We start from the raw sequence: 23233 nt of genomic DNA, 5'->3' as shown, positions 1-23233 counted from the left end.
GTTTTCTCGATTAGATGAGGTACACTCTGACCTCTCTCCAAACCTCTCTCCTGATAGGAGAGAGGCTTTGATGCTTACAGCCATCAGTAATTGTTGTGGCTGAGAAAGCATCTTATCTTGTATCCACAAAAAACTAATTCCTCTTATTCCCCCTCTCCTCGTAGGAGAGGGGGTTAGGGGGAGAGGTTAAACCCACCCCAAGAACCAACGATTTATCCGCAGCGAAAACAGGTTTAAGTCTTAAAATTAATAAAAGTTAACAAAAACTCGATAAAACCAATGGAACAAACCGCTCTGAATCTAATTGCCATTGGCGTCTTCGGCATGACGCTTTCAGCGCTGTTAGGCCCCATGTTTAATATCTCACCCGTCATCCCTGCCGTTACGACTTTGGGAGTTTTGAGCCTTGCCACATTGGATAGTTTCAACTTCCAAGGCAAAGGCGCTACCTTACTATTAGATTGGCTGGCGGGTACCAGAAGTCAGCATCGCGATCGCATCTTACGACATGAAGCCGGTCACTTCCTCGTCGCGTACCTCCTGGGTATTCCCATTACGGGATATACCCTAACCGCCTGGGAAGCTTTTAAGCAAGGACAACCCGGTTTGGGTGGTGTCATGTTTAATACAGACGCACTCTCTCCGGATGTGCTTGATGTGAGGCAACTGCAATGGACTTTAGATCGATTCTGCAAAGTCTGGATGGCGGGAATTGCCGCCGAAACTTTAGTCTACGGCAGTGCGGAGGGAGGCGGAGAAGATCGGCAGAAACTGAGAGAGACGCTGACATTATTGGGACGCCAGGGCAGCGAATTTCAACTCAAAGAACGGTTGGCTATGCGGCAAGCTCAAACCCTAATTGAGGAACACTGGGAATCTTACGAGGCACTCGTGGCGGCGATGGAACAACGAGCCTCAATAGCCGAGTGCTATCAGGTGATTCAACAACATTACCAAGCCTCAGAAATTGCTGCTTAAACAGTTTTTTCAACCTTCAACCTTCAACCTTCAGCCTTCAACCTTCAACCCTTAAAAACCGTCATCCCCACAAAACACCTGATTACGACCACTGGACTTGGCTCGTAGCAGATTATGATCGGCACGTCGGATTAGACTTTCGCCTTTCGCATCATCTGTGGAAATCAGAGAAGCCAGTCCCATGCTAACTGTAATTCCCAGCGCTAATGACCCATCAATGTGAAAAGGTTGGTCACTAATTAAGCATCTCAGGCGTCTAGCAACGATTAGGGCATCTTGAAAGGTTGTATTACTCAGAACAATCACAAATTCTTCTCCGCCATAACGGAAAAGGGTATCCTGAAAGCGTAGGTTATGTCGTAGACGAGCAGCCAGCAGTTGCAGAACGCGATCGCCCACTTGATGCCCGTAAGTGTCATTCACGGATTTAAAATAGTCCACATCCAGCATGACAAGGCTCAACGGCGTCGATTCGACACGAGAATTATGAATTTGTCGAGGTAACTCCCATTCCATTGCTCGACGATTGCTTAGTTCTGTTAACGGATCGGCTAACGCCATGGTTGACAAAACGTCATTTGTTTGCATCACTTCCCGATAAAATCGCACTCCTCGTAACCCGGCCTGAATTTGCGCCTTCAGCAAGCGAATTTCTTCATAAGCAAGAACTGCACTGAGTCGTAAGTAGGCATCTGCACCATGTTCCAAAGCTTGACCACAAGCCATCATCTCTTGATGCGGGTCTAATGACATTCCATCAACACTGAGTTCAGACTGGTAATCTACCAAAATACAGTACGTCCAGCCTAGCTGAGACTGCTCTTTAATTTGATGACAGAGTTCCAAACAGCCAAGTTGCGCCGCCTGCAAAATCAAAATAGCAGGTTGTTTGCTCCGAATTAAGGGTATAACCTCATTAAGCGCAGAGGACGCCTCAACCGTGCCAGACATAATGTTACCAATCTGGTTAACAATTGTGGTGAGAAACTGATCATTTCCAACCACCAAGATAGAAGCGTCCATGATGATATGTAGCTTTGGCGAGCTACAGCATTGCCTAAGTGTAAATTAGAGAGTTTAAAAAAAAATGATAATACCACTTATGAGTGCAAATACAATATAGAGGGGATCGGCAAACTTGTGTAGGTTGGTAGCAATTATCGGCTAAGTGCGTCATCTCGCTTTATTACACGCTACCCGCAACTCTTACGAGAATAGGCGACGTGCACGCCAACAAAAGAACACCACCCCTCACGTCAGCGCGTAGGGATGGAAGTTAAACACAAAGCTCATTTAATATTTAGGCTGAGAAAGCTTTTCTAGCCTGTTCAGCTTACCGTGTGACCCAAAGCTATGATCATCTGTTTAATGGATTCTTCGGACGCGCCGGTGTCCACACTTACTGTCTTAGCTGTTACATCAACATTAACTTTAGCGTCTGACTCATGAGTGAGAATCTCATCCTTAATAGCCTTAGCGCAGCCATCACAGACAATACTCGGAACATTGAACGACAAAGTCTTTTCCGCCATAGTTAATCTCTGTTTTTGGTGTATTTTAATTACATTTCACCCTTAATTGTAAAGCTTTAGCGAGAACTTAGGGTCTGTTTTTTCTTTCGTTAGGGGATAATTAACTACCATTGAGCATCTCTATCAGGTCGCCACGGAACCCAGAGAAGCCTGATTAACCCCCTAAAAACACAAAAAAACCACCTGTTTAAAACTTTCGGGGCTTAAAACTTAATGGGCCTAGCCAATTGTTGCTAGACCCATTCAAGTACACAAGTTTGTATTTTCAACGAGTTAACTTTCAGATTTCCTAATGAACGGTAAATTACTAAGGTTTACAACTTTCACAGCTCTACCTTGACTTTATTCCAACACAGTTGCGTCTTCCTAGACCTTCGTTTGGCTTGCTCAGGTTGCCCTGGCGTTTAGCCCCTTGAATCTATGCTTGGCTGCTTTGGAGCTGCGCTTGGGTCACAGATCGGGAACATCGCATCTATGCCCTTGGGTTTGTTTTTCTCCGTTGTTTATCTGGAGTTCGATGTCCATGTATTTAAACTACCATAGCCTCCCATAGCGGCTACACGCCGTTTACCAAAGTTGATGAGTCTTTACGAATGGCAAATATTGGATTAAGAAGTGACAATCCTGCTTGACACAAGCCATTCCTCGACTAGAAACGCAGCAACACCGCATAAACAAATGTAAAAATAGATAACCAGTTGACTGATCAGCACCCAGATTTTGTGGAAGTGATGAGCTTGAGTCCGAGTTTTCACTCCGGTGTACTCAAACTGATGACTGACCTGTCGCAACCTTTTTGATTCCTAGCCCCCTAGATGACCATGACTGAATCCCCCAAGTTCAAAAGCGGTAGCGAAATCCGGCAAACCTTCCTCGACTTCTTTGCGACTCGTGGACACAATGCGCTGCCAAGTGCCTCTTTAGTTCCAGAAGATCCAACGGTGCTGCTCACTATAGCGGGGATGTTACCCTTCAAACCTATATTTCTAGGACAGCGTCAGTCGGAATTTTCTCGTGCCACTACGTCCCAAAAGTGTATCCGCACCAACGATATTGAGAACGTCGGACGCACAGCACGGCATCATACCTTCTTTGAGATGCTGGGTAACTTCAGCTTTGGGGATTATTTTAAAGAACAAGCGATCGCCTGGGCATGGGAACTGTCCACGCAAGTCTTTGGTTTGCCCCCAGAACGCATCGTCATTAGTGTATTTGAGGACGATGACGAAGCTTTTGCCATCTGGCGCGACCAAATTGGTATCCCTCCCCAACGCATTCAGCGCATGGGAGAAGATGATAACTTCTGGGTGTCTGGCCCAACTGGCCCTTGTGGCCCCTGTTCGGAACTTTATTACGACTTTCATCCAGAACGAGGCGACGACAATATCGATTTAGAAGATGATAGTCGGTTCATCGAGTTTTATAACTTGGTGTTCATGCAATACAACCGGGATGCTGATGGAAAGCTGACACCCCTCAAAAATAAAAACATCGACACCGGGATGGGACTGGAGAGGATGGCACAAATCCTCCAGCAGGTGCCGAATAACTACGAAACAGACTTAATTTTCCCGATTATCAAAACCGCAGCAGATATTGCGGGAATCGACTACGCCAAGAGTGATGAGAAAACCAAAGTCTCTCTTAAGGTCATTGGCGACCACGTTCGTTCTGTGGTTCACATGATTGCCGATGGCATTACCGCATCAAATGTGGGACGGGGTTATGTGTTGCGCCGCTTAATTCGTCGAGTCGTGCGTCACGGACGGTTAATTGGAATTCAAGGTGAGTTTACTGCTCAAGTGGCAGAAAGTGCGATCGCGCTTTCCGAATCTGCTTATCCCAATGTTCGGCTACGAGAGGACGCCATCAAAGCGGAACTGCAACGAGAAGAATCCCAATTCCTGAAAACCTTGGAACGAGGTGAGAAGTTGTTGGCAGATATTATAAACAATTTGCCAGGGGCTATGGCTCAAGGGCTGTCAAACCTGTCAGAGGCTTTAAACAAAGCCCCTTCCATATCAAAAAACGTCCAAGAAACTATGGTTCAAGGGCTGTCAAACCTGCCAAAGGCTTTAGACAAAGTTTTAATTTCCGGTCGAGATGCCTTTACACTCTATGACACCTATGGCTTCCCCTTGGAGTTAACCCAGGAAATCGCGGAAGAACAAGGTCTGTCGGTGGATATTGCTGGCTTTGAGGCGCAAATGGAAGAAGCGCGAAGAATCGCCCGCGAAGCCCACGAAACGATTGACCTCACGGTACAGGGTAGCTTGGATAAGCTGGCTGAACATATCCAAGTCACCGAATTCTTAGGCTACAAGCAACCCCAATCAACAGCAAAGGTAGAGGCACTGTTAGTCGATGGTAAGTCGGTGGAATCTGCTGAAGCGGGTAACAAGGTGCAGGTAATTCTGGATCAGACGCCTTTCTATGCAGAATCCGGGGGACAAATTGGCGATCGCGGTTACTTGTCGGGCGATACTGTCCTGGTAAGGGTTGAAGATGTTAAGAAAGAATCCGATTTCTTTGTCCACTTCGGTCACATCGAACGCGGCACCTTGGAAGTAGGCGCAACCTTAACCGCTCAAATTGACCGTTCTTGTCGCCGTCGCGCCCAAGCTAACCACACGGCAACGCACTTGCTGCAAGCGGCGCTGAAACAGATTGTTGACCCTTCCATCTCTCAGGCGGGTTCTTTGGTAGACTTTGACCGCTTGCGCTTTGACTTTAACAGCCCTCGCGCTCTAACCGCGCAAGAGGTACAGCAAATTGAGGAACAAGTCAATACATGGATTGCGGAAGCTCATGCGGCGGAAGTAGAAGTGCTGCCCATTGAGGAGGCGAAGCGTCGAGGTGCGATCGCCATGTTTGGTGAGAAGTACGGGGATGAGGTGCGAGTGATTGATTTCCCTGGCGTCTCGATGGAACTGTGTGGCGGTACCCATGTGAGCAATACGGCGGAGATTGGGGTATTTAAGATTGTCTCGGAAACCGGTATTTCCTCCGGGATACGCAGGATTGAAGCGGTTGCAGGGCCGGCTGTGTTGGATTACCTTAACGTGCGGGATAAAGTAGTGCGAGAATTGAGCGATCGCTTTAAAGTTAAACCGGAAGAGTTGCCAGATCGGATCACGGGTTTACAGAACGAACTCAAGGCAACCCAAAAACAACTCGATGCCTTCAAACAAGAACTCGCTTTAGCCAAATCTGACCAATTGCTAGCCAAAGCAGAGTCAGTGGGTGAGTTCAAAATTCTCGTTGCTCAACTCGAAGATGTGGACGCCGATGGCTTGAAAACTGCTGCTGAGCGTTTGCAGCAAAAACTGGGAGAAAGTGCTGTCGTGTTGGGTTCAGTGCCCGAAGCTGACAAAGTCAGTCTGGTGGCAGCGTTTAGCAAAGGCGTTAACACCAAGGGGTTGCAAGCGGGTAAGTTCATTGGGGGCATTGCCAAACTCTGCGGCGGTGGCGGTGGTGGACGCCCCAACTTCGCGCAAGCGGGTGGACGCGACGCCAGTAAGTTGGCAGAAGCCTTGGAAAGTGCACAGCAGCAGTTGCAGTCTGAATTGAGCAAGTAGACAGGTATTGTAGGGGCGGGTTTACAGTGGAGAACCTCTCTCCAAACTCCAGACTTCGTCTCGCTTCGCTATCACTAAAGCTCCGGTCTCCTACAAGGAGAGAGGCTTTGATACCAACTCCCCTTTTATAACCCCCCTTTCGATATAAGTGATTTTTCTCCCCCAGCTCCTCCTGCTTTCTATAAAAAGGAGATAGCTAACTCGGAATTTGGTATGAATTCTCCCCCTTCCCTGGTAGGGAAGCCGGAGCGACCGGAGCTCTTATGTGAGGATGAGGAGCTGGGGGGTTAGGTTTGGAGTGAGCTTTTCCACATTGGATGAGAAGTCAGAGCCATAGAGCTTTGCCTAAGTCCTAAACTCTCTTGCCTCAAATTACTGCACCGGCCTCCTCTGACGCTGGGTAGGCATACCCTGTGATCGACCATTACCCTGTGGGGCACGAGGAGCGCTTGGGCGCTGCGCTGGCTCAGGGACGATCGCAGGCTCACCCATCTCTTCACCCTCAATCAAGTCCCAGAAGCGATCATCCTCTACCAGTCCATCAAAATCTGAGTTTGCTCTTGCTTCGGCGCGATAACTTGGATCTAGACGGATTGCCTTATCCAGGTGGTCAATCGCTAACTTCGCCTTACCCTGTAGGGCATAACAGGCTGACTTATTATAAAGAGCTTTGGCAAAATCAGGTTGAAGTTTCAAAGCCCGCTCAAAGTTATCGAGCGCCTCCTGATCGCGCCCTAGCTTCACTAACATCTCACCTCTGTTGTTCCACGCTTTATGAGAGTCCGGTTTGAACTCAATCACTTTGTCAAAGGACGCCGCTGCCTCTTCATATCGTTCTAAGGTGCCTAACGCCAAACCTCGATTTGACCAGGCTACAGCGTCATCGGGCTGAACTTGAACCGCTCGATCAAAGGACTCGAAGGCTTCCTCCTGCTTTTGTAACGTCCCTAGCGCTACCCCGCGATTAACCCAGGCTTCATGATAATCGGACTTAATTTCCAGGGCTTTGTCAAACGAAGCGATCGCATCTTCATGGCGCTTCAATCTCCTCAAGGTAATACCCCGATGCAACCAAGCTTTGTAGTCGTCCGGCTGAATTTCCACCACCTTGCTAAAGGCTGCGATCGCACCTTCATACCGCTGTAACTCTTTCAGGACGAGACCTCGGTGATACCAGCTTCCAGGGTCATTCGGCTGGATTTCCAGTACTTTATCCAATGAGGCGATCGCCTCTTCATACCGCTTTAATTCCCATAAGGCCACGCCCTTCTGGTACCAAACCTCAGGACTATTGGATTTTAGGTCAAGGGCTTGATCATAGCTTGCGATCGCCTCTTCATAGCGCCCTTCAGACATCAGAGTATGTCCGTGAGCAACATAGTCATCCAAGTTCAAAAACAACTGAGGATGATTAGCTTTGAGACGTTCCAATTGCTCGTTCAGCGCTTGGATTCTTTCTTGCACATCAGGAATGATTGCCTCTGCGATTGAGGTGGGTGACAACTCCGCTAATTGCTTCAAGATCTGCTCTTTTTGAGTTTGAGCATCAGAGGCGACATCAGAAAGTTGAGTCGCCAGCGTAGTCTCTAAATTGTCCAGATTCTGAAGGGTTAAATCTTTACGAGTTTGAATTTGAGACTGTAATTGTGAGAGTTGAGTTGTGACTTCAGTCTCTATTTGTTCGATGCTCTGAAGGGTTTGCTGCTTCTTGTCTTGAATCCCTGACTGGGAGTTAGAAACCTGAGCCGCAAAATCAGTCGCCCGATCTTTTAACTTCTGAAGAGTCTGAGCCATTTGCTGTTGAATCTGCGACTGGAATTGGGCGAATTGGGTTGTAACTTCATTTTCTAATTTTTCTAAGCTTTGTAAGGTTTGCGTCTTCTTGTCTTGAACTCCTGACTGGGAGTTAGAAACCTGAGTCGAAAACTCAGCCTCGCGGTTTTTTAGGCTCTGGAGAACCTCAGCCATTTGCTGCTCAATCTGTGACTGGAATTGGGCAAATTGAGTGGTAACCTCAGCTTCTAATTTTTCTAAGTTTTGTAGGGTTTGCTGCTGCTTATCTTGCACTCCTAACTGGGAGTTAGAAGCCTGAGTGGAAAATTCAACCTCTCGATTTTGCAATTTCTGGAGAATCTCAGCCATTTGCTGTTCAATCTGCGATTGAGATTGTGAGAGTTGAGCTGCTATGTCACGTCCTAATTGCTCCAGATTTTGCAGGGTTAAATCTTTATGCTTTTGGGCTTGTTGTTGTGCCTCTGCCTGAATAGTCAGCAACTGAGGCGAAAACTCGGTTTCTAGAGTTCTCAGTTGTTGCAGGATTACATCTCGTTGCTGTTGCGCTTCTGACTGGAGTTGAGACAATTGAGCTGTAAATTCTGTCTCTGATTGTTTCAGATTTTGCAGTACAGCATCTTTCTCCGCTTTAACATTAGACTGTATTTCAGCCAGTTCAGGAGCATATTGAGCGCTTAATTGTTCTAGATTTTGGACAATTAAGTTTCTTTGCTGTAGCACATTTGACTGAAGTACCGAAAGCGCCGCTCCAAACTCGGATTCTGATTTCTCTAGATTTTGTAAAATGGCGTCTTTCTGCCTTTGGACATCCGCCTCAATAGCCGAGAGATCGGGAGCAAAGTTAGCGCTTAATTGTTCTAAATTTTGCAGAGTTAATTCTCTTTGCCGTTGCACATTAGCTTGTAGTTCAGACAGTGCCTTGGCAAACTCAGTTTCTGACTTTTCGATATTTTGTAGAACAGCTTCCTTCTGCTGCTGCACATCGGAATGCAGGGTCGCTAGCTGGGGAGAAAAATCCTCACTTAATTGTTGTATATTCTGAAGAATTACGTCTCGTTGTTGTTGGACATTGGCTTGGAGTTGAGAGAGAGACGTGGCAAATTCAGTTTCTGATTGTTTCAGGTTCTGCAAGGTGATATTTTTCTGCCCTTGGACTTCCGTTTTTATTGCCGAAAGTTCAGGAGCAAAATCTAAGCTAAGTTGCTCTAAATTATGGAGAATTAAACCTTTTTTTTGTTGAGCCTCTAAGTCGAGTCTAGAGAGTCCGGCAGCAAACTCTTGTTCTAATGTTGCTAACGCTTGTTTTGCCTCTTGAATTTGCGTCTCTAATTCAGTTAATGCCTGTTTTTTAGATTGAGACAGATCAGAGAGTTGGTGGAATATGTTATCTCGTTTGACACCTATCTCCTGCTGAAAATGGTCTGCCTCATTCTTGAGTTCAGCTTCCATTTTTTCAGTTTCTCGGAGGATGTTTTGAACGTTTTGATTGGCACGAGTAATCTTACCCTCCAACTCTCCCATTTCCTTGAGGTGGGTTCTTACGAGTTCGGCAACCTCTCGAATCACAGCTCGCCGCAATAGGAAAAAGGCCGCAATCGCAGCGCCTAGAAACAGCGCCAACGTCACCAGCATCAGATTCAACAGCATTGTGGTTTGACTGAAGGTGCGATTGGCTTCAGCCATAACCTGCGCTTGACTATCGAATCGCCCTTGCGATCGCTCCAACTCTTGCCGCTCCTGAGTGGAAATTCCTGAGGTAGGAGGTGGCGCTGATTGGGCAATGGCAAGACCAACAGACAACAGGAAGCTGGAAAGGATGACACTGACTCGTGCTAACAATACGAAGATATTCCAATTCTTGTACTTCATGACAACTCCCTTTGCCTGTCGGTCAGGTTTGGCGATTATGTGTAGCGCACCAGCCTACGGACTCTGATGGGCGCGGTAGCAACGCTTGTACACGCGCAGGCTGTGCAAATGGCTGAGCGCTGAATCAACGTCACTGTAAAATCCAGTGGCTTTAGTACCAGGATATATTTTGATTTTCGATCAGGCAGCTTTTCTCTCTGGAGTATAGACTAAGACGCTCTAACTCAGACATGCTTTGAGAGTGCAAAGACCCGTTCTAGACAGTTGCCGTCAAAGGTCGTAATGGGTCTGTCCTCCATCCTCTGATCCCCTCATGTCTCCCTGTAACCAATCTACTGCAACTCAGCCTTAGGTCGCCTTGTGGAGTACAAACCCATTGATGATGGGTTCAACAGCCGTCTTGTGGAACCATTTTGAGTAGAAGATACTTCGGAAACGCCAAGCTCCCCGACTTCTTGAAAACCTCCGGGATCTGAGACGTCAAAAAAAAGTGACTCAATATTGAAGATTGAAGCGATCAAGTCACTGCACAATACTTATCCGTTCATACGCCTAAAGCCACCTTTAAAGGGCGGCTTTTTCAAAAAACATTCAGTATTAATAACGTTATCAAGAATGCGATTCTCTCGTTATTTCATAGCTTTCAAACTATGTTTTTTAGAGAATCAATCTAGCAGCTACTGCTTAAAGAATAATCTATCTGAGGGTACAATGCTGGATGGATGGGGGAAGTTCACACAGAAAATAAAAATCTGAGGAGAAATATTAAAATTCTTTAAAGATACCCCTATTAAGAACCCTTAGACAAATAGGATGTGTCATGCCGACCTATCGATCCAAAACCTCCACTCAGGGACGCAATATGGCTGGTGCCCGTGCACTCTGGCGTGCCACTGGAATGCATACTGAAGATTTCGAGAAGCCAATCATTGCAGTCGCCAACTCCTTTACCCAATTCGTACCCGGTCACGTTCACCTAAAGGATTTAGGTCAATTAGTCTGCCGTGAGATTGAAGCGGCTGGTGGTGTCGCCAAGGAATTCAACACCATCGCCGTAGACGATGGCATTGCCATGGGTCATGATGGGATGCTCTACAGTCTGCCCTCGCGCGAGATCATCGCTGATTCGGTTGAGTACATGGTCAACGCCCATTGTGCCGACGCTCTAGTCTGCATTTCCAACTGTGACAAGATTACCCCCGGTATGTTGATGGCAGCCCTGCGTCTCAACATACCGGCTGTATTTGTCTCCGGCGGTCCGATGGAAGCTGGCAAAACCAAGCTCGCGGATCACAAACTGGACTTGGTGGATGCTATGGTGGCTGCCGTAAACAACAGTCTCAGCGACGAGGTTGTCGAAGAGTATGAGCGTTCCGCCTGCCCGACCTGTGGTTCTTGCTCCGGCATGTTCACCGCCAACTCTATGAACTGTCTTACCGAGGCGATCGGGCTTTCCTTACCGGGCAACGGCACCGTGCTGGCGACCCATTTCGACCGTAAGGATCTGTTCCTCAACGCCGCACACACCATTGTTAGCATTACCCGCCGCTACTACGAGCAGGACGATGAATCGGTACTGCCACGCTCTGTAGCCAGTTTCAAAGCGTTTGAAAATGCCATGATGCTGGACATCGCCATGGGCGGCTCCACCAACACTATTCTGCACTTGCTTGCTGCTGCCCATGAAGCCGATGTCGATTTTACGATGACCGACATCGATCGCCTCTCGCGCCAGGTTCCCCAACTCTGCAAGGTGGCACCTAACACACCTCTGTATCATATCGAGGATGTCCACCGTGCCGGTGGCATTCCCAGTATTCTCGGTGAACTGGATCGGGCTGGTTTGCTCCATACGGATGTACCGACGGTTCACACTAAGACCTTGAAAGAGGCGCTCGATCGCTGGGATGTCATGCGGACTGAGGATGAAGCCGTTCACACCTTCTTCAAAGCTGGCCCTGCGGGGATTCCCACTCAGCAAGCGTTCAGTCAATCGACCCGATGGCCTTCCCTCGACCTGGATCGGGAAAACGGCTGTATCCGCAGTGTTGAGAACGCCTACAGCACTCAGGGCGGACTGGCTGTGCTCTACGGCAACCTGGCTGAACGCGGTTGTATTGTCAAAACGGCAGGCGTAGACGAAAGCATTCTTGTGTTTGAAGGTAAGGCACGCATTTATGAAAGTCAGGATGCTGCTGTCAAAGGAATTCTGGGCGATGAAGTAGAACCGGGCGACGTGGTGATCATTCGCTATGAAGGCCCGCGTGGTGGCCCTGGTATGCAGGAAATGCTCTATCCGACCAGTTACCTTAAATCCAAGGGTCTGGGCAAGGTTTGTGCGTTATTGACCGACGGTCGTTTCTCTGGCGGTACTTCGGGACTTTCGATTGGTCATGCCTCTCCAGAGGCGGCGGCGGGCGGCAACATTGCTCTGGTCAAGGACGGCGATCTAATCTTGATCGATATCCCCAATCGCACCATCAATGTGGATCTATCGCCGGAGGAATTAGCCAACCGTCGTGCTGACATGGAAGCGTTGGGCAAAGATGCATGGAAGCCTGTGCACAAGAGGCAGCGTCGGGTAACAGCGGCGCTCAAGGCTTATGCACTGCTGGCGACTAGCGCAGATCAAGGCGCGGTACGAAACCTGGAAATGTTGGAGTAGAGAAATACGCATAAGGTCACCATATTCGCGATTTAATGTGGCGAATTTACTCCCAAGCTCTCCATCTGTTTTTCCCTGATTCTGTCCCGCCTTAAGTTGGTAGCCAAACAGCCCAGGGGTATTACTCCTTGCGCTTCCCTCGTCGCGTATTTTTGGGGACGCCTTCCGCTATCGCCAGAAAGCAAGCTATCAACAGAAGAATGAGGAGTACATCGGGGATTGAGGATGTCATTGTTGAGGAAATAGATCACCTTGTGGACAGCCGTCATCAGGCCATAGCTTGTTCCCGATGGAGCTAGTCGAATAAATATAGAGTTAGAGCAGGGACAGCAAACAGGTTCTATCTCTCTGGGTTGTTCTTCGGCCTGATGGCTCCCTGAAGTCAATAATAGATGATTGGATTGGATACAGCCTATTCCTCATTGCTTGCCGGTGAAGGCCAAAGCAGGCGTAAAGCCATCAGGGCAAAACCAACGGCGGCGATCGCTTTGAGGATACGCGGTGGAAATAGCTGAGCAACCCCTTCTCCCGCCAGCACTCCGATCAAGCTAGCCAATAGCAGTGCCGCAACGGAGCCAAAAAATACCGCACGGGGTGATTTGAGACTACCCCCTAGTGCGATCGCTGCTAGTTGACTCTTATCTCCAATCTCTGCCAAAAATACCGTAATGAAACTCAGTCCCAGAAGTTGCCAGTCCATATGAAAATTTAAAGGTTTGAAGGTTGAATGTGAAGGTGCCAACGTTCAACTGACTCCCTAAAAATGCACAACATCCCACAGCAGCATCGCGGAAATGAAGAGTAACAGCGCTCCTGCTGAGGTTTCTAGCGTTCTCGGAGAAAGCCGCGTTGCCAGAAAACGCCCGATGAGTACGCCTAACAAGCTGGTGGCAATTAATGCGATCGCCGCACCCAGGAACACAACCCAAGGCGCTTCAGATTGAGCGCTCATCAGTAAGGTGGCTAACTGGGTTTTGTCTCCCATCTCTGCCAAAAAAATCGTGAAGAACGTTGAGCCAAAGATGCTCCATTTTCCCACCTGAGCGGCTTTGGCTGGCTGAGGCGACTCTTGAGGCGTTACCCCAGAATCAACGGTTGACTCAATCACCGTGGCAACCTCACAAGTGCAATCATCCGAAGACCCCGCCCCTGTGGCGCGATGGCTCTTGTTTGAGGTGGGTTTGTTCAACGGTTGAGGTTCTGATAGGACGAGATCGATGACAGGCAGAGATGAGGGTTTCACAGGCTGTGCAAATTAACGTCTGTTAATTTTCATTTTCTTTTCATTATCTTCTCAAAAGTTTACGGAAAATAGCAAGTCTGCACCTCTGTTGGTCAGGCTTGGTAACGGTCAAAACCTATAGCCTGAGTCAAATTCCGACTTCTCGGTCAAATCGCAGCATTTCCAAACTGCGATCGCCATAAACGCCTTCAATCTGCTGGCGGCAGCAGTCAATGGCAAAGTCGTTTAACTCTTCTACTTCTATCCCGTACATTTCCTCAAATGCACTCGCCTCCACCCGACAGAAGCGAGGTCGATTGGAGTATACGCGGCATTCACGGGTGGCATGGTCAAAATTGACACACCATCCCCCTTCACCCACCAGACTCAGATACAGCTCTAGCTCCTCTGAAGAAAGATAAGTCTCTAAGTCAGGACGTTCGGCGGGGTCAAGATGACAGCACGCACCACATTGCTTTACACAACACCAAGTTGCCATGACGGTAAAAAAAGGCTACAGTTCCATGCTCATCCAGCTTAACGAGTTTTGGCTGCGGGCAGATGCCGTATCGTTTTTTATTGCGTTTTACAACTTTTTGTTAAATTAATTAAAAATATCAGAGATTTACCGAGTAAAATCTAAGCGAGAATTTTTAATTGTGCGATTGAATTGCTTGGGTCAATTCGGGAGGAAAAATGGATTTAAGCTTTTTGGGTAATGTTAATTGGGAAGTCGTTGCTCAGCTGAGTATGCTAGCAGCAGTGGTGCTAGCTGGCCCCATCGTTATTTTTGCTCTGGCTGCTCTTAAGGGCGATCTGTAAGAGAACAATAGAAGACGATTGCAGGTTGAAGGTTAGGAGAGTTTTCATGAACTCCCCTGTGAAGTCTATGACTCATAGCTTTCAACCTTCTAACCTTTTAAATTTTTAGGTAACTTCTAAAGCACGAGTTGCTGCTTTAATCAACTGATAATAATGAGGTTGTGTAACATCAACCTCTTTTGCATCTTCTCTGGTCAGTCCTAAAAGCCCGATGCGTTTTCCTTTCTGAATGGCTAGGACTTTTCCTTCAGAATTTCTAATTCTTAACTCGTTTAAAGCATCCGATAGGCTACAAGTGTAGCGACGTTCGTTGTGATAAAATTCCGCTTTTTTAGTCAGAGAGGGAGGAGCAGAAGATAAGCGAATGCCGACTAACTCCAACTCAATCGCGGTGTTGCCGTTCCAAGTATTTTCTCGAAGTTTGTAAGCGATATCGACTCGTGAGGGTAGGGGGAAGTACTCGCCCCACCGCCATGCAAGTGCTGTCATCTTAATGGGTTGGTTGTCCTGACTGAACGTTAGTTTCAGGTGTCCCTTTCCGATAATTTTTTGCTCAACAACCTGAACATTAGGCGTCCAAAAAATGGGGTCAGGATTGCCAATTCCGCAGGGATGAAATGCATCAAGTTGTTGATAGAGTTGGGATGTCAGGTGAGTAAAGTCAGCTTGGGCGTCAATACTAACAAGTGGTTTGAGGTGTTCAGGTTGCAAACACCCATGAGCAAACTGGCTGAGAGATTTACGAAACGCTTCTAAATGTTCGGCAGGTAAGGAGAAGCCACCAGCCGCTTTATGTCCGCCAAACTTGCCTAAGTAATCTTTGCAGAATTCTAAGGCTTCAAAGACATGAAATTCGGGAATCCCGCGTGCTGAACCACGAATATGTTCCTTGTCTTCGTCTTCGTAGGTACCGATGAACACGGGGACACCGTAGCGTTCCACTAAACGGGAGGCAACGATACCAATAACGCCGTGATGCCAATCGGGTTGAACGATGACTAATACACGTTCTTGTTGTAGATCAAGCTGACTCTGCTCGATGAAAGCGATCGCCTCTTGCTCAATTTGTTCACAGAGTTGTTGACGTTTTTGGTTAATTTGTTCGCACTGCATTGCCCGTTCCAAAGCGACCCCAGCATCAGTGGTGGTTAGCAGTTCAATTACAATTTGAGGGTCAGCTAAGCGACCGATCGCATTAATTCTAGGGCCTAGCTTAAAGCCAATATCTTCGGGTTTGAGTGCTTTTTGGTCTTCACTCACTCCAGACATTTGAATGAGTGACTGAATCCCGGTTAATTCTGACTGAGGCAAAAGGCGTAATCCTCGCCGTATCCAGCGGCGATTAATTCCGGTTAAGGGGGCTAAATCGGCAATGGTTCCCAGCGTAAATAGTTCTAATAGTTGCTTGGTTAAGCCTTGAATTTGACCCAATTCTTGGGCGAGAGTAACGGCTAAAATATAAGCGACTCCGACACCCGCCAGTCCCCGATAAGGGGAGGATTCATCTAGCTGTTTCGGGTTGAGAATGGCATCGGCTTCCGGGAGTTCGGGGGGCAAGTCGTGGTGGTCGGTAATAATAATGGTTATGCCCTGTTCTACAGCTCTGGCGATCGCGGCATGGGCAGAAATCCCATTATCAACGGTTAAAATTAGCCTAAAGCCTGCCTCCGCTAATTCATCGACAATTCGCGTGTTAATGCCATAACCATCTTTCATACGGCTGGGGATGGCATAGTCTACATCGGCACCGAACCAGCGCAAAGCCCGAAGTAACAAGGCGGTGCTAGTCATGCCATCCGCATCATAGTCCCCACAGATGGCAATTTTCTCTTGATTAGCGATCGCTTCTTGCAGCATCTCTACACTAATCGCTAAGTCAGGAAATTCATCCATCGGTGCAGGCATCGCCTGAGTTTCTGGATTGAGAAACACCTGTGCCTCTTGGGGTGTCTGGAATCCCCGGTTAATCAGAACCTGACTCAACAGGGGTGAAAGTCCTGTGGCTTCGGCAAGTTTGGCGGCTTGTTCTGCCTGTAGCGGTGCGATTTGCCAGCGCTGATGGGGCAATTTGTGACGGCGTCCGGATGGTTCGGGGTTGGTTCTGCTCAGCACGCTTACTTGAGGGAATTGATTTTGGACTACGGATAGATAGTCTACTCTACAAGGCGACTGGAATTCTCAGCTACATGAAGCTTAGCGCTCTTTGTCAAATGGTGAACATTCATGCAACACTCTCTCCCCATCATTGCGAACCTTTCCATTGAGTCCCCAAGCTTTGACAAGGCGATATACTGTATGACGAAATCATAGTCCTCGCACAGTTCCCTGCACTCTGATTTCTTGATGCATCATTTGAGAAATGCTTTCAAAAATTGAGCGATCGCGCAACCTTCAATGTTAACCAATGTTAACGGAACCTACTGTCAGCTTTAGACAAGCAACATCCCAAGACGACTCACTGATTGCCGAACATTTTTATCAGCTATGGCGAGATAACGACGTTCCTACCGACTGTATCCAATCTAACTGGTGTGAGATTACTCTTGAGTTTATTGATGGTGCTCGTCGAGAGCAACACTATCAAGCATTTGTTGCTGAGGTTGACGGTGTTGTCATTGGTTCTGCTGGATGTCAGCTTTTTGCTGGACTCTACCCACAAGCACTGGCAGAACATCACCGTAAATACGGCTACATTTGGGGAGTCTATGTTGAGCCGCCTTATCGAGGGAAGGGAATTGCTAAGCAGCTTACCCGAATGGCGATCGCTTACCTCAACGCACTTGGCTGTACCAAAGCTATTTTACACGCTTCACCCTCCGGTAAACCCGTTTACTCCAACCTAGGTTTTGTCAGCAGTAATGAGATGCAGTTAGACCTCACCAAATTTACTACCTTCTCCGATCCCTTCTTTGACACTCACTAAGTTTGAGACTCAGAATATTTTGTCCTCATTGCATCAAATACTAAATCCTTCAAACAACAAGCAGCACCCAAGTCCGATTTCCTGATTGACTTCCTCTCTTGAGTAATCTTAGATAGAGCTGCTTTAAACTACATCATTTAGAAGCATTTCTCCCTATTCTCTATTTGAGGATGTATCAGTTGTCTTGTTGTGTGCTGCTGTTGTTATAGAATCTAATGAGACAGATATTAGATGAATTAGGTATTGGCTATCCTCCTTGACGAAATTGTACTCAACTAAACGGAAATATCTGTCTGAGAACTTTATAACTGACTTCCTCCCTTTAGTAATCTTACCCAGAGTTGCTTTAAACTACATCGTTTAGAAGCCTTACTCCCTATCCACTATTTGAGGATATATTCAGTTATATTGCTGTGGCTACTAGTGTTATAGAATCTGATGAGACAGATATTAGATGAATTAGGTATTGGCTATCCTCCTTTGCGAAGTTGTCATCAACCAAGCTGGAATATCTGCCAGAGAAGCTTGATTTGCTTCTAACTTCAATGTAGTACTTTTTCGGAAGAATACAAGACATGACTCCTGTATTTTATTTTTTTTTAAAGAGCGCAATAAAAGTCAACTTATATTTACTTAAACGTGAGTAATTACTAACCTAATATGTATACACATAGAAACATTGCCTGATGGAGTAGGCGTCCTGCCCGCTTTGACAGGTGGCAGACAAGACGCGCCTCTCAGCTTTTCATGAACCGGTCAGAGCCACTGAACTACACCCACCGTGCAACCACAACTCGAATCGTGCCATCTTCCAAGGTTTCTTCCTCCTCAATACTGAAACCTTGAGTCGGTGCCGTCGCCATTAAAGCATGATAGCCATAGCGTTGTGTCAAACGATTAAGCCATTCCTGGGAATACTTGTAACAGTCATACTCAGAAATAATCGCTTCAAACTGTCCATCTTCCTGTCGCTTGAAACCGATATCATTACTAGCGTGACCAATGTACTCCCGACGGATAATCACTTCAGCCATTTGGGGTTGTATATCCCCCTGATAGCCATAAAGGTGCTGAGCTGTTTCATGGACTTCAACATTGTTGAATCCTACATCGGCTAAGGCTTGAACAAATGCATCTGGATGCTTAATTTGTGTCCGAATGCAAGTGAAGTGTGACATAAGAAAAAGAGAATAGAAAATTGATCCATTTAATCGACTTCCAAAGAACCAATTCCGCGTTGTTGAGTGTAATGTTTCAATTCATCAACCAACTGCGTATCATTAGAAGCCGTTCTTGCGCCAGCTTCTGCGGCCCAGTGTTTTAAGTCTTCAATTTGGTCACGAGCGATCGCAGCTAAGGGTACAGTTTCCTCAATTGACCGCAAAATATCTTCAGTCGTAAAGTCCCTGCGCTGTCCATTGATGAGAGTCCCAAACGCTCGGTGCATGGCATCGATGATCACCTGTTCAATCTCAGCCCCGCTAAAATTCTCACTTTGCTTCGCCAACATCTCCAAGTCAAACTCCCGCAACCGAGAAGGACGTAAGGGTTGTAAATGCACCTTAAATATCTCTTGTCGCTCTCGAACATTGGGCAAATTCAAAAAGAAAATTTCATCAAATCGCCCCTTACGCAATAATTCAGCCGGTAAAATCCGCACATTATTCGCCGTGGCGACAATAAACACAGGTGTTGTTTTTTCTTGCATCCAGGTAATTAAACTGCCAAATACGCGGCGAGAGGTACCCGAATCCCCATCCGCACCAACAGTGATATTCCCAAACGCCTTATCAATTTCATCAATCCATAGGACGCAGGGTGCTATAGCTTCCGTCAATTGAATCATTTGCCGGACGCGACTCTCACTCTCCCCCACAATCCCGCCAAACAAGCGTCCCGTATCCAAGCGCAACAACGGCAAACGCCATTCATGGGCGATGGTTTTCGCGGATAGAGACTTCCCCGTCCCTTGAATTCCCACCAGCAACATTCCCTTGGGATTGGGGATGCCATAGCGTCGTGCCTCTTCTGTAAAGGCATCCTGCCGCATCCGCACCCATTGCTTAAGGTTGTCTAATCCCCCCACATTCTTCAGCGATTCAGAGGCAGTAAAGAATTCTAGAATCCCGGTTTGGCGAATCGCTTGCTTCTTCTCCTCCAATACGGCATCAATATCCGTCTCATTCACCTGTTGTTTCGCGGCTAAGGCTTTCGCTAACACCCGTCCAATGCGGGTACGACTTAATCCTTGACAGGCTTTAATTAGCTGTTCCCGTGCTAACCCACTCACCTTAATTTCCTCTGGCACCACCAGTTGGGTAATGAGGTAATCAATTTCTGTGGTGTTTGGTAGAGGAAAATCGATCACCGTGACTTCTTCACTTAACTCCGAAGGCACTTCTAACGTGTGGCTGGTGAGGATGATAGTTTGGCGAGAGCGTTTGAGTTCCCTGGCAAGATTTTTCAACTCCCGGATAACGGGTGCATTGCGATCGCTCTGGGGATTCTTTAAGATAAAGTGCAAATCCTTGAGCACAAAAATAGTCGCTTCTTGGGTCGATGTCTTGGCAATCCGTGCCAATGCCGCCATAACCGACCCTTTATCCGAACTATTATCATCCCAACCTCGCACAATATCCCACATCAATACCTTACGCGACGGTTGAGATTGAGCGGCTGCCAACAGCAGAACATCTTTTACGGGTTCCTCTTCAACCGCAACAATATAGAGCAAGGGGTAGTGTGATCTCATCATCAAATCCAGTTGCTCGATTAAGGCTTGATGGGGGCTGGCTGGAGTGTTCGACATGCTGTTGAAGTCGTTAGTAGGGATGGAATCCTTGGGAAAGGTTTCCCCTTGATTTTAATCAATTATAGTTATTGAAAGTTTCGTGACTTGGTTTTGCGGTATACCCAATTTTCAGGAATAAAGCATTAAGATCTGAGTACTGTCCCCTCTGTTTGTTACAACAAAACTGGACATAAATTCACCTAAAAATTCGTAGAGGGTAGAGCTATGATAATTTTTGGACAATTGAGTGAACCGATGACTACCTGGGTGGGGCTATTTGTCAGCAACCTTGATGGGAAAACGATACGGGAGCTTGAGGTTGAGGCGGATGATGAGGAAACGGCTATCGTGATGCTCGATTTTTATGAGTATGACGAGACATGGCAGCAATACTCGTTTGTCGGGATTCATCAGAAAAGGTGGAATTGGCTCACGGCTCTATTTTCCGCCTGTAAAAAGCTGCTATTTATAAATATTTCCTTTAAAAAAAATCTAGGGGAAAAATTTTAAGCTGGCTGATGTTTCGATGCTAGACTCACGCACAACTAGACATGGTTACACTCTGCCTGAGCGAGAATTGCTCCTTTAAGAATCCAACCATTGTGTGACTTCATCTGGGAGCGGAATTTTTTTTCGGGTACTTGGAGCGATGCAAACATGGCGCGTCATAGCCTTTGCCAAGGGTTGCTCTGACGACGCTGCCACAATTTGATAGGCAATTTCAAACTTATCCTCACTCAGCGGTTGGGGTGTCAACAGGATGATAATCGAGTCGCCGCAAAACATCGGACGCGAGAAATCTACGCTGGCATGAATGATCGGAATTGCCACCGTCTCATTGTTAAAAAAAGATTGGAGATTAATACCCGATGCGGCTAATGAGGCTTCGTAGCCTTCATGGCAAATCGATAGCACCTTGGCGAAGTAAACGACGCCAGCCGCATCCGTATCTGAGAAACGAATTGTACGATGATAAGTAAAGGACAAGGCCAAAACCCCTCAAAATCTGTTTTTCATACTTCTTGAGCCAAAACTCGCCCCGTCAGATTGGCAACAGTCTGCACTAACTCAGTTGTATCGACGGGTTTAGGCATGTGCATTTGAAATCCCGAAGCGATCGCCTGCTGACAATCTTCCTCCCTCACATAAGCCGTCAACGCTACAGCCGGAAGACATCCTCCCTGGGTTGTCTCTCGCTCTCTAACCTGACGGATTAGTGTATAACCGTCTTCCTGGGGCATAGCAATATCACTCACTAATACATCCGGTTGCATCTGATCCAGAACTTGCAGTGCCTCCTGAACAGAGCCAGCAGCAATCACTTTAGCTCCCGACCCCTCCATTACCGTCGTGAGTAGTTCGCGCACGTCCGGCTCATCATCGACGAGCAAGATCTGCAATCCAGTGAGCGTGTTCGAGGTTTCAACGTCAATTTCCGAGCCAGTAGCGTCGTCTTCTGCCATGACGATTCGTTGTTTGAAACTGCTCAGTTTTGATGGAGAACTGTTAGAAAGCAAAAGTTCTACCGTAAACGTCGCCCCCTTCCCCTCTCCTTCGCTAGCTACATAAATCTTTCCATGATGCAGTTCTACCAAATGGCGCACAATGGCTAATCCCAGCCCTAAACCCCCATAAGAGCGGGTTGTCGTGCTATCGGCTTGGCGAAAACGATCAAAAACAAAGGGGATGAATTCTCGTTGGATACCAATCCCCGTGTCCTGCACCTGAATGTGTACACGAGAACCCACCCGTAAAGAGCGCACCTCAATTTTTCCCTCGTCCGGGGTAAACTTAATCGCATTCGTGAGCAGATTCCAGACAATTTGCTGCAAGCGTTCTGGGTCGCCAATCACTCGTTCTAGGGAGGGATCGAGGACGGATTCCAATTGGAGAAATTTGGCCTCAGCGGCGGGACGCACCGCCTCAATTGCCGCCTCAATCACAGGAATCAGCGTAATCGGGCGCAGATTGAGTTGCAGCTTGCCCCGAATAATCCGGGATACATCCAAAATATCCTCAATCATTTGAGCCTGAGTCTGGGCATTCCGTTCGATTGTTTCCAGGGCACGGGCGATTGTGGCTTCGTCAAAGGAACGGGTACGGAGCAGTCGCGCCCAACCGAGTACCGAGTTCAGGGGTGTGCGAAGTTCGTGAGACAGAGTGGCTAAGAACTCATCCTTCATCCGATTCGCGGCTTCTGCCTCAATGCGTGCGGCTTGTTCGCGGATTACCTGAGCGCGTGCTTCTTCGGCTAACTTGCGATTGGTGATGTCTTCCAGGGTGCCGACATGACCCAGCAATTCGCCTTGAGCCGAGAGCATGGGGGAGGTTCGCACATGCACCTGGCGCAGAGTTCCGTCTGGGGTTTGGACGCGAAACTCGCTGGAGTATTCACGGTTCGCCAGTGTCCAATTCAACCAATCGATCTTGACTTGAGCGCGGTCTTCCGGATGCACCGACTGCAACCACGCCTCTCCTAAACTTTCCTGAAGCGACAGACCACAAATGGATTGGAAGCGTGGGTTGGTGTAGGTACAACGACCTTCGACGTCCGTGAGGAAAATGCCCACAGGGGAGGAAGCACTCAAGGAGCGAAATCGCTCTTCACTTTCCCGGAGGTCAGCGTTGACGATGGTCAGTTCGGTGGCTTGGCGCTTGACCTCTTCTGTCTTTTTGAACAGGTCAACAAAGACCGCCACCTTGGAGGCTAAGATATCCGGCTCAATGGGTTTGAACAGGTAGTCCACCGCGCCCAAGGAATACCCTTTGAACATCTGTTTATCGCTAGTGCTATAAGCGGTGAGGAAAATAATTGGTGTGTGCCGAGAGCGCGGTCGCTTTCGGATTAACGTCGCGGTTTCAAATCCATCCATCCCCGGCATCTGCACATCCAGCAGAATCACGGCAAAATCCTGATTCAGAAGACATCTTAAGGCTTCTTCACCCGAATAGGCTCTGACCAAATGCTGGTTCGGACCGCTTAATATGGCCTCCAAGGCCATCAAATTTTCTGGGTGGTCATCCACAATCAGGACGTTAACTTTTGCTTGAGATGGCAT

General features: G+C 47.6%; 17 protein-coding genes. 6 read left to right on the top strand and 11 right to left on the bottom strand.

What is annotated here, in order from left to right; genetic code table 11:
* Nucleotides 1–279 precede the first annotated feature (279 nt).
* Nucleotides 280–978, top strand: a complete 699-nt coding sequence (locus tag NDI48_26215; GenBank protein ID MEP0834663.1) for an ATP-dependent Zn protease — start codon at nt 280–282, stop codon at nt 976–978.
* A gap of 51 nt (nt 979–1029) precedes the next feature.
* Here NDI48_26215 and NDI48_26210 read toward each other — a convergent pair whose 3' ends face one another.
* Entirely contained in the window at nt 1030–2001 is a 972-nt protein-coding gene (locus tag NDI48_26210; GenBank protein ID MEP0834662.1) for a GGDEF domain-containing protein, read from the bottom strand.
* 305 nt (nt 2002–2306) lie between these two features.
* Complete coding sequence (locus NDI48_26205; GenBank protein ID MEP0834661.1) at nt 2307–2510, bottom strand: cation transporter; 204 nt, start codon at nt 2508–2510, stop codon at nt 2307–2309.
* Nucleotides 2511–3331: 821 nt separating this feature from the next.
* Here NDI48_26205 and alaS point away from each other — a divergent pair.
* Nucleotides 3332–6088, top strand: coding sequence for an alanine--tRNA ligase (gene alaS, locus NDI48_26200; GenBank protein ID MEP0834660.1), 2757 nt, complete (start codon nt 3332–3334; stop codon nt 6086–6088).
* Between the two features lie 372 nt (nt 6089–6460).
* On the opposite strand, the gene NDI48_26195 is transcribed toward alaS, so the two are convergent.
* Nucleotides 6461–9751 (bottom strand): tetratricopeptide repeat protein, encoded by a 3291-nt coding sequence (locus NDI48_26195; GenBank protein ID MEP0834659.1) that lies wholly within the window; start codon nt 9749–9751, stop codon nt 6461–6463.
* A gap of 820 nt (nt 9752–10571) precedes the next feature.
* On the opposite strand from NDI48_26195, the gene ilvD reads away from it, so the two are divergent.
* Entirely contained in the window at nt 10572–12416 is a 1845-nt protein-coding gene (gene ilvD, locus NDI48_26190; GenBank protein MEP0834658.1) for a dihydroxy-acid dehydratase, read from the top strand.
* Between the two features lie 412 nt (nt 12417–12828).
* Here ilvD and NDI48_26185 read toward each other — a convergent pair whose 3' ends face one another.
* From NDI48_26185 to NDI48_26175, 3 genes are all read right to left on the bottom strand, one after another.
* Entirely contained in the window at nt 12829–13116 is a 288-nt protein-coding gene (locus NDI48_26185; protein ID MEP0834657.1) for a TMEM165/GDT1 family protein, read from the bottom strand.
* 57 nt (nt 13117–13173) lie between these two features.
* The gene (locus tag NDI48_26180) at nt 13174–13659 is read right to left on the bottom strand and encodes a TMEM165/GDT1 family protein (protein ID MEP0834656.1); all 486 of its coding nucleotides are present in this window, start codon (nt 13657–13659) and stop codon (nt 13174–13176) included.
* Nucleotides 13660–13786: 127 nt separating this feature from the next.
* Entirely contained in the window at nt 13787–14137 is a 351-nt protein-coding gene (locus NDI48_26175; GenBank protein ID MEP0834655.1) for a YkgJ family cysteine cluster protein, read from the bottom strand.
* A gap of 197 nt (nt 14138–14334) precedes the next feature.
* Here NDI48_26175 and NDI48_26170 point away from each other — a divergent pair, with 197 nt between their 5' ends.
* Complete coding sequence (locus NDI48_26170) at nt 14335–14460, top strand: photosystem II reaction center protein Ycf12 (GenBank protein MEP0834654.1); 126 nt, start codon at nt 14335–14337, stop codon at nt 14458–14460.
* Between the two features lie 105 nt (nt 14461–14565).
* Here NDI48_26170 and recJ read toward each other — a convergent pair whose 3' ends face one another.
* A complete protein-coding gene (recJ, locus tag NDI48_26165) occupies nt 14566–16572 on the bottom strand; it encodes a single-stranded-DNA-specific exonuclease RecJ (GenBank protein MEP0834653.1) in 2007 nt (668 codons plus the stop codon).
* Nucleotides 16573–16864: 292 nt separating this feature from the next.
* Between recJ and NDI48_26160 the strand changes: the two genes are divergently transcribed.
* On the top strand, nt 16865–17383 hold the full coding sequence (locus tag NDI48_26160) for a GNAT family N-acetyltransferase (GenBank protein ID MEP0834652.1): 519 nt from the start codon (nt 16865–16867) through the stop codon (nt 17381–17383).
* Nucleotides 17384–18153: 770 nt separating this feature from the next.
* Here the strand turns inward: NDI48_26160 and NDI48_26155 are convergent.
* Nucleotides 18154–18561 (bottom strand): DUF1257 domain-containing protein, encoded by a 408-nt coding sequence (locus tag NDI48_26155; GenBank protein MEP0834651.1) that lies wholly within the window; start codon nt 18559–18561, stop codon nt 18154–18156.
* 29 nt (nt 18562–18590) lie between these two features.
* Nucleotides 18591–20192 (bottom strand): AAA family ATPase, encoded by a 1602-nt coding sequence (locus NDI48_26150; protein ID MEP0834650.1) that lies wholly within the window; start codon nt 20190–20192, stop codon nt 18591–18593.
* Between the two features lie 207 nt (nt 20193–20399).
* On the opposite strand from NDI48_26150, the gene NDI48_26145 reads away from it, so the two are divergent.
* A complete protein-coding gene (locus NDI48_26145; GenBank protein MEP0834649.1) occupies nt 20400–20684 on the top strand; it encodes a hypothetical protein in 285 nt (94 codons plus the stop codon).
* Between the two features lie 75 nt (nt 20685–20759).
* Here NDI48_26145 and NDI48_26140 read toward each other — a convergent pair whose 3' ends face one another.
* Together NDI48_26140 and NDI48_26135 are read right to left on the bottom strand one after the other, a co-directional pair.
* Complete coding sequence (locus NDI48_26140) at nt 20760–21161, bottom strand: acyl-CoA thioesterase (protein MEP0834648.1); 402 nt, start codon at nt 21159–21161, stop codon at nt 20760–20762.
* Between the two features lie 26 nt (nt 21162–21187).
* On the bottom strand, nt 21188–23233 hold the full coding sequence (locus NDI48_26135) for a response regulator (protein MEP0834647.1): 2046 nt from the start codon (nt 23231–23233) through the stop codon (nt 21188–21190).

Source organism: Microcoleus sp. AS-A8, from assembly GCA_039962225.1.
In the GTDB taxonomy this organism is placed as follows: domain Bacteria; phylum Cyanobacteriota; class Cyanobacteriia; order Cyanobacteriales; family Coleofasciculaceae; genus Allocoleopsis.
This window is presented reverse-complemented; position numbering and strand designations above follow the sequence as displayed.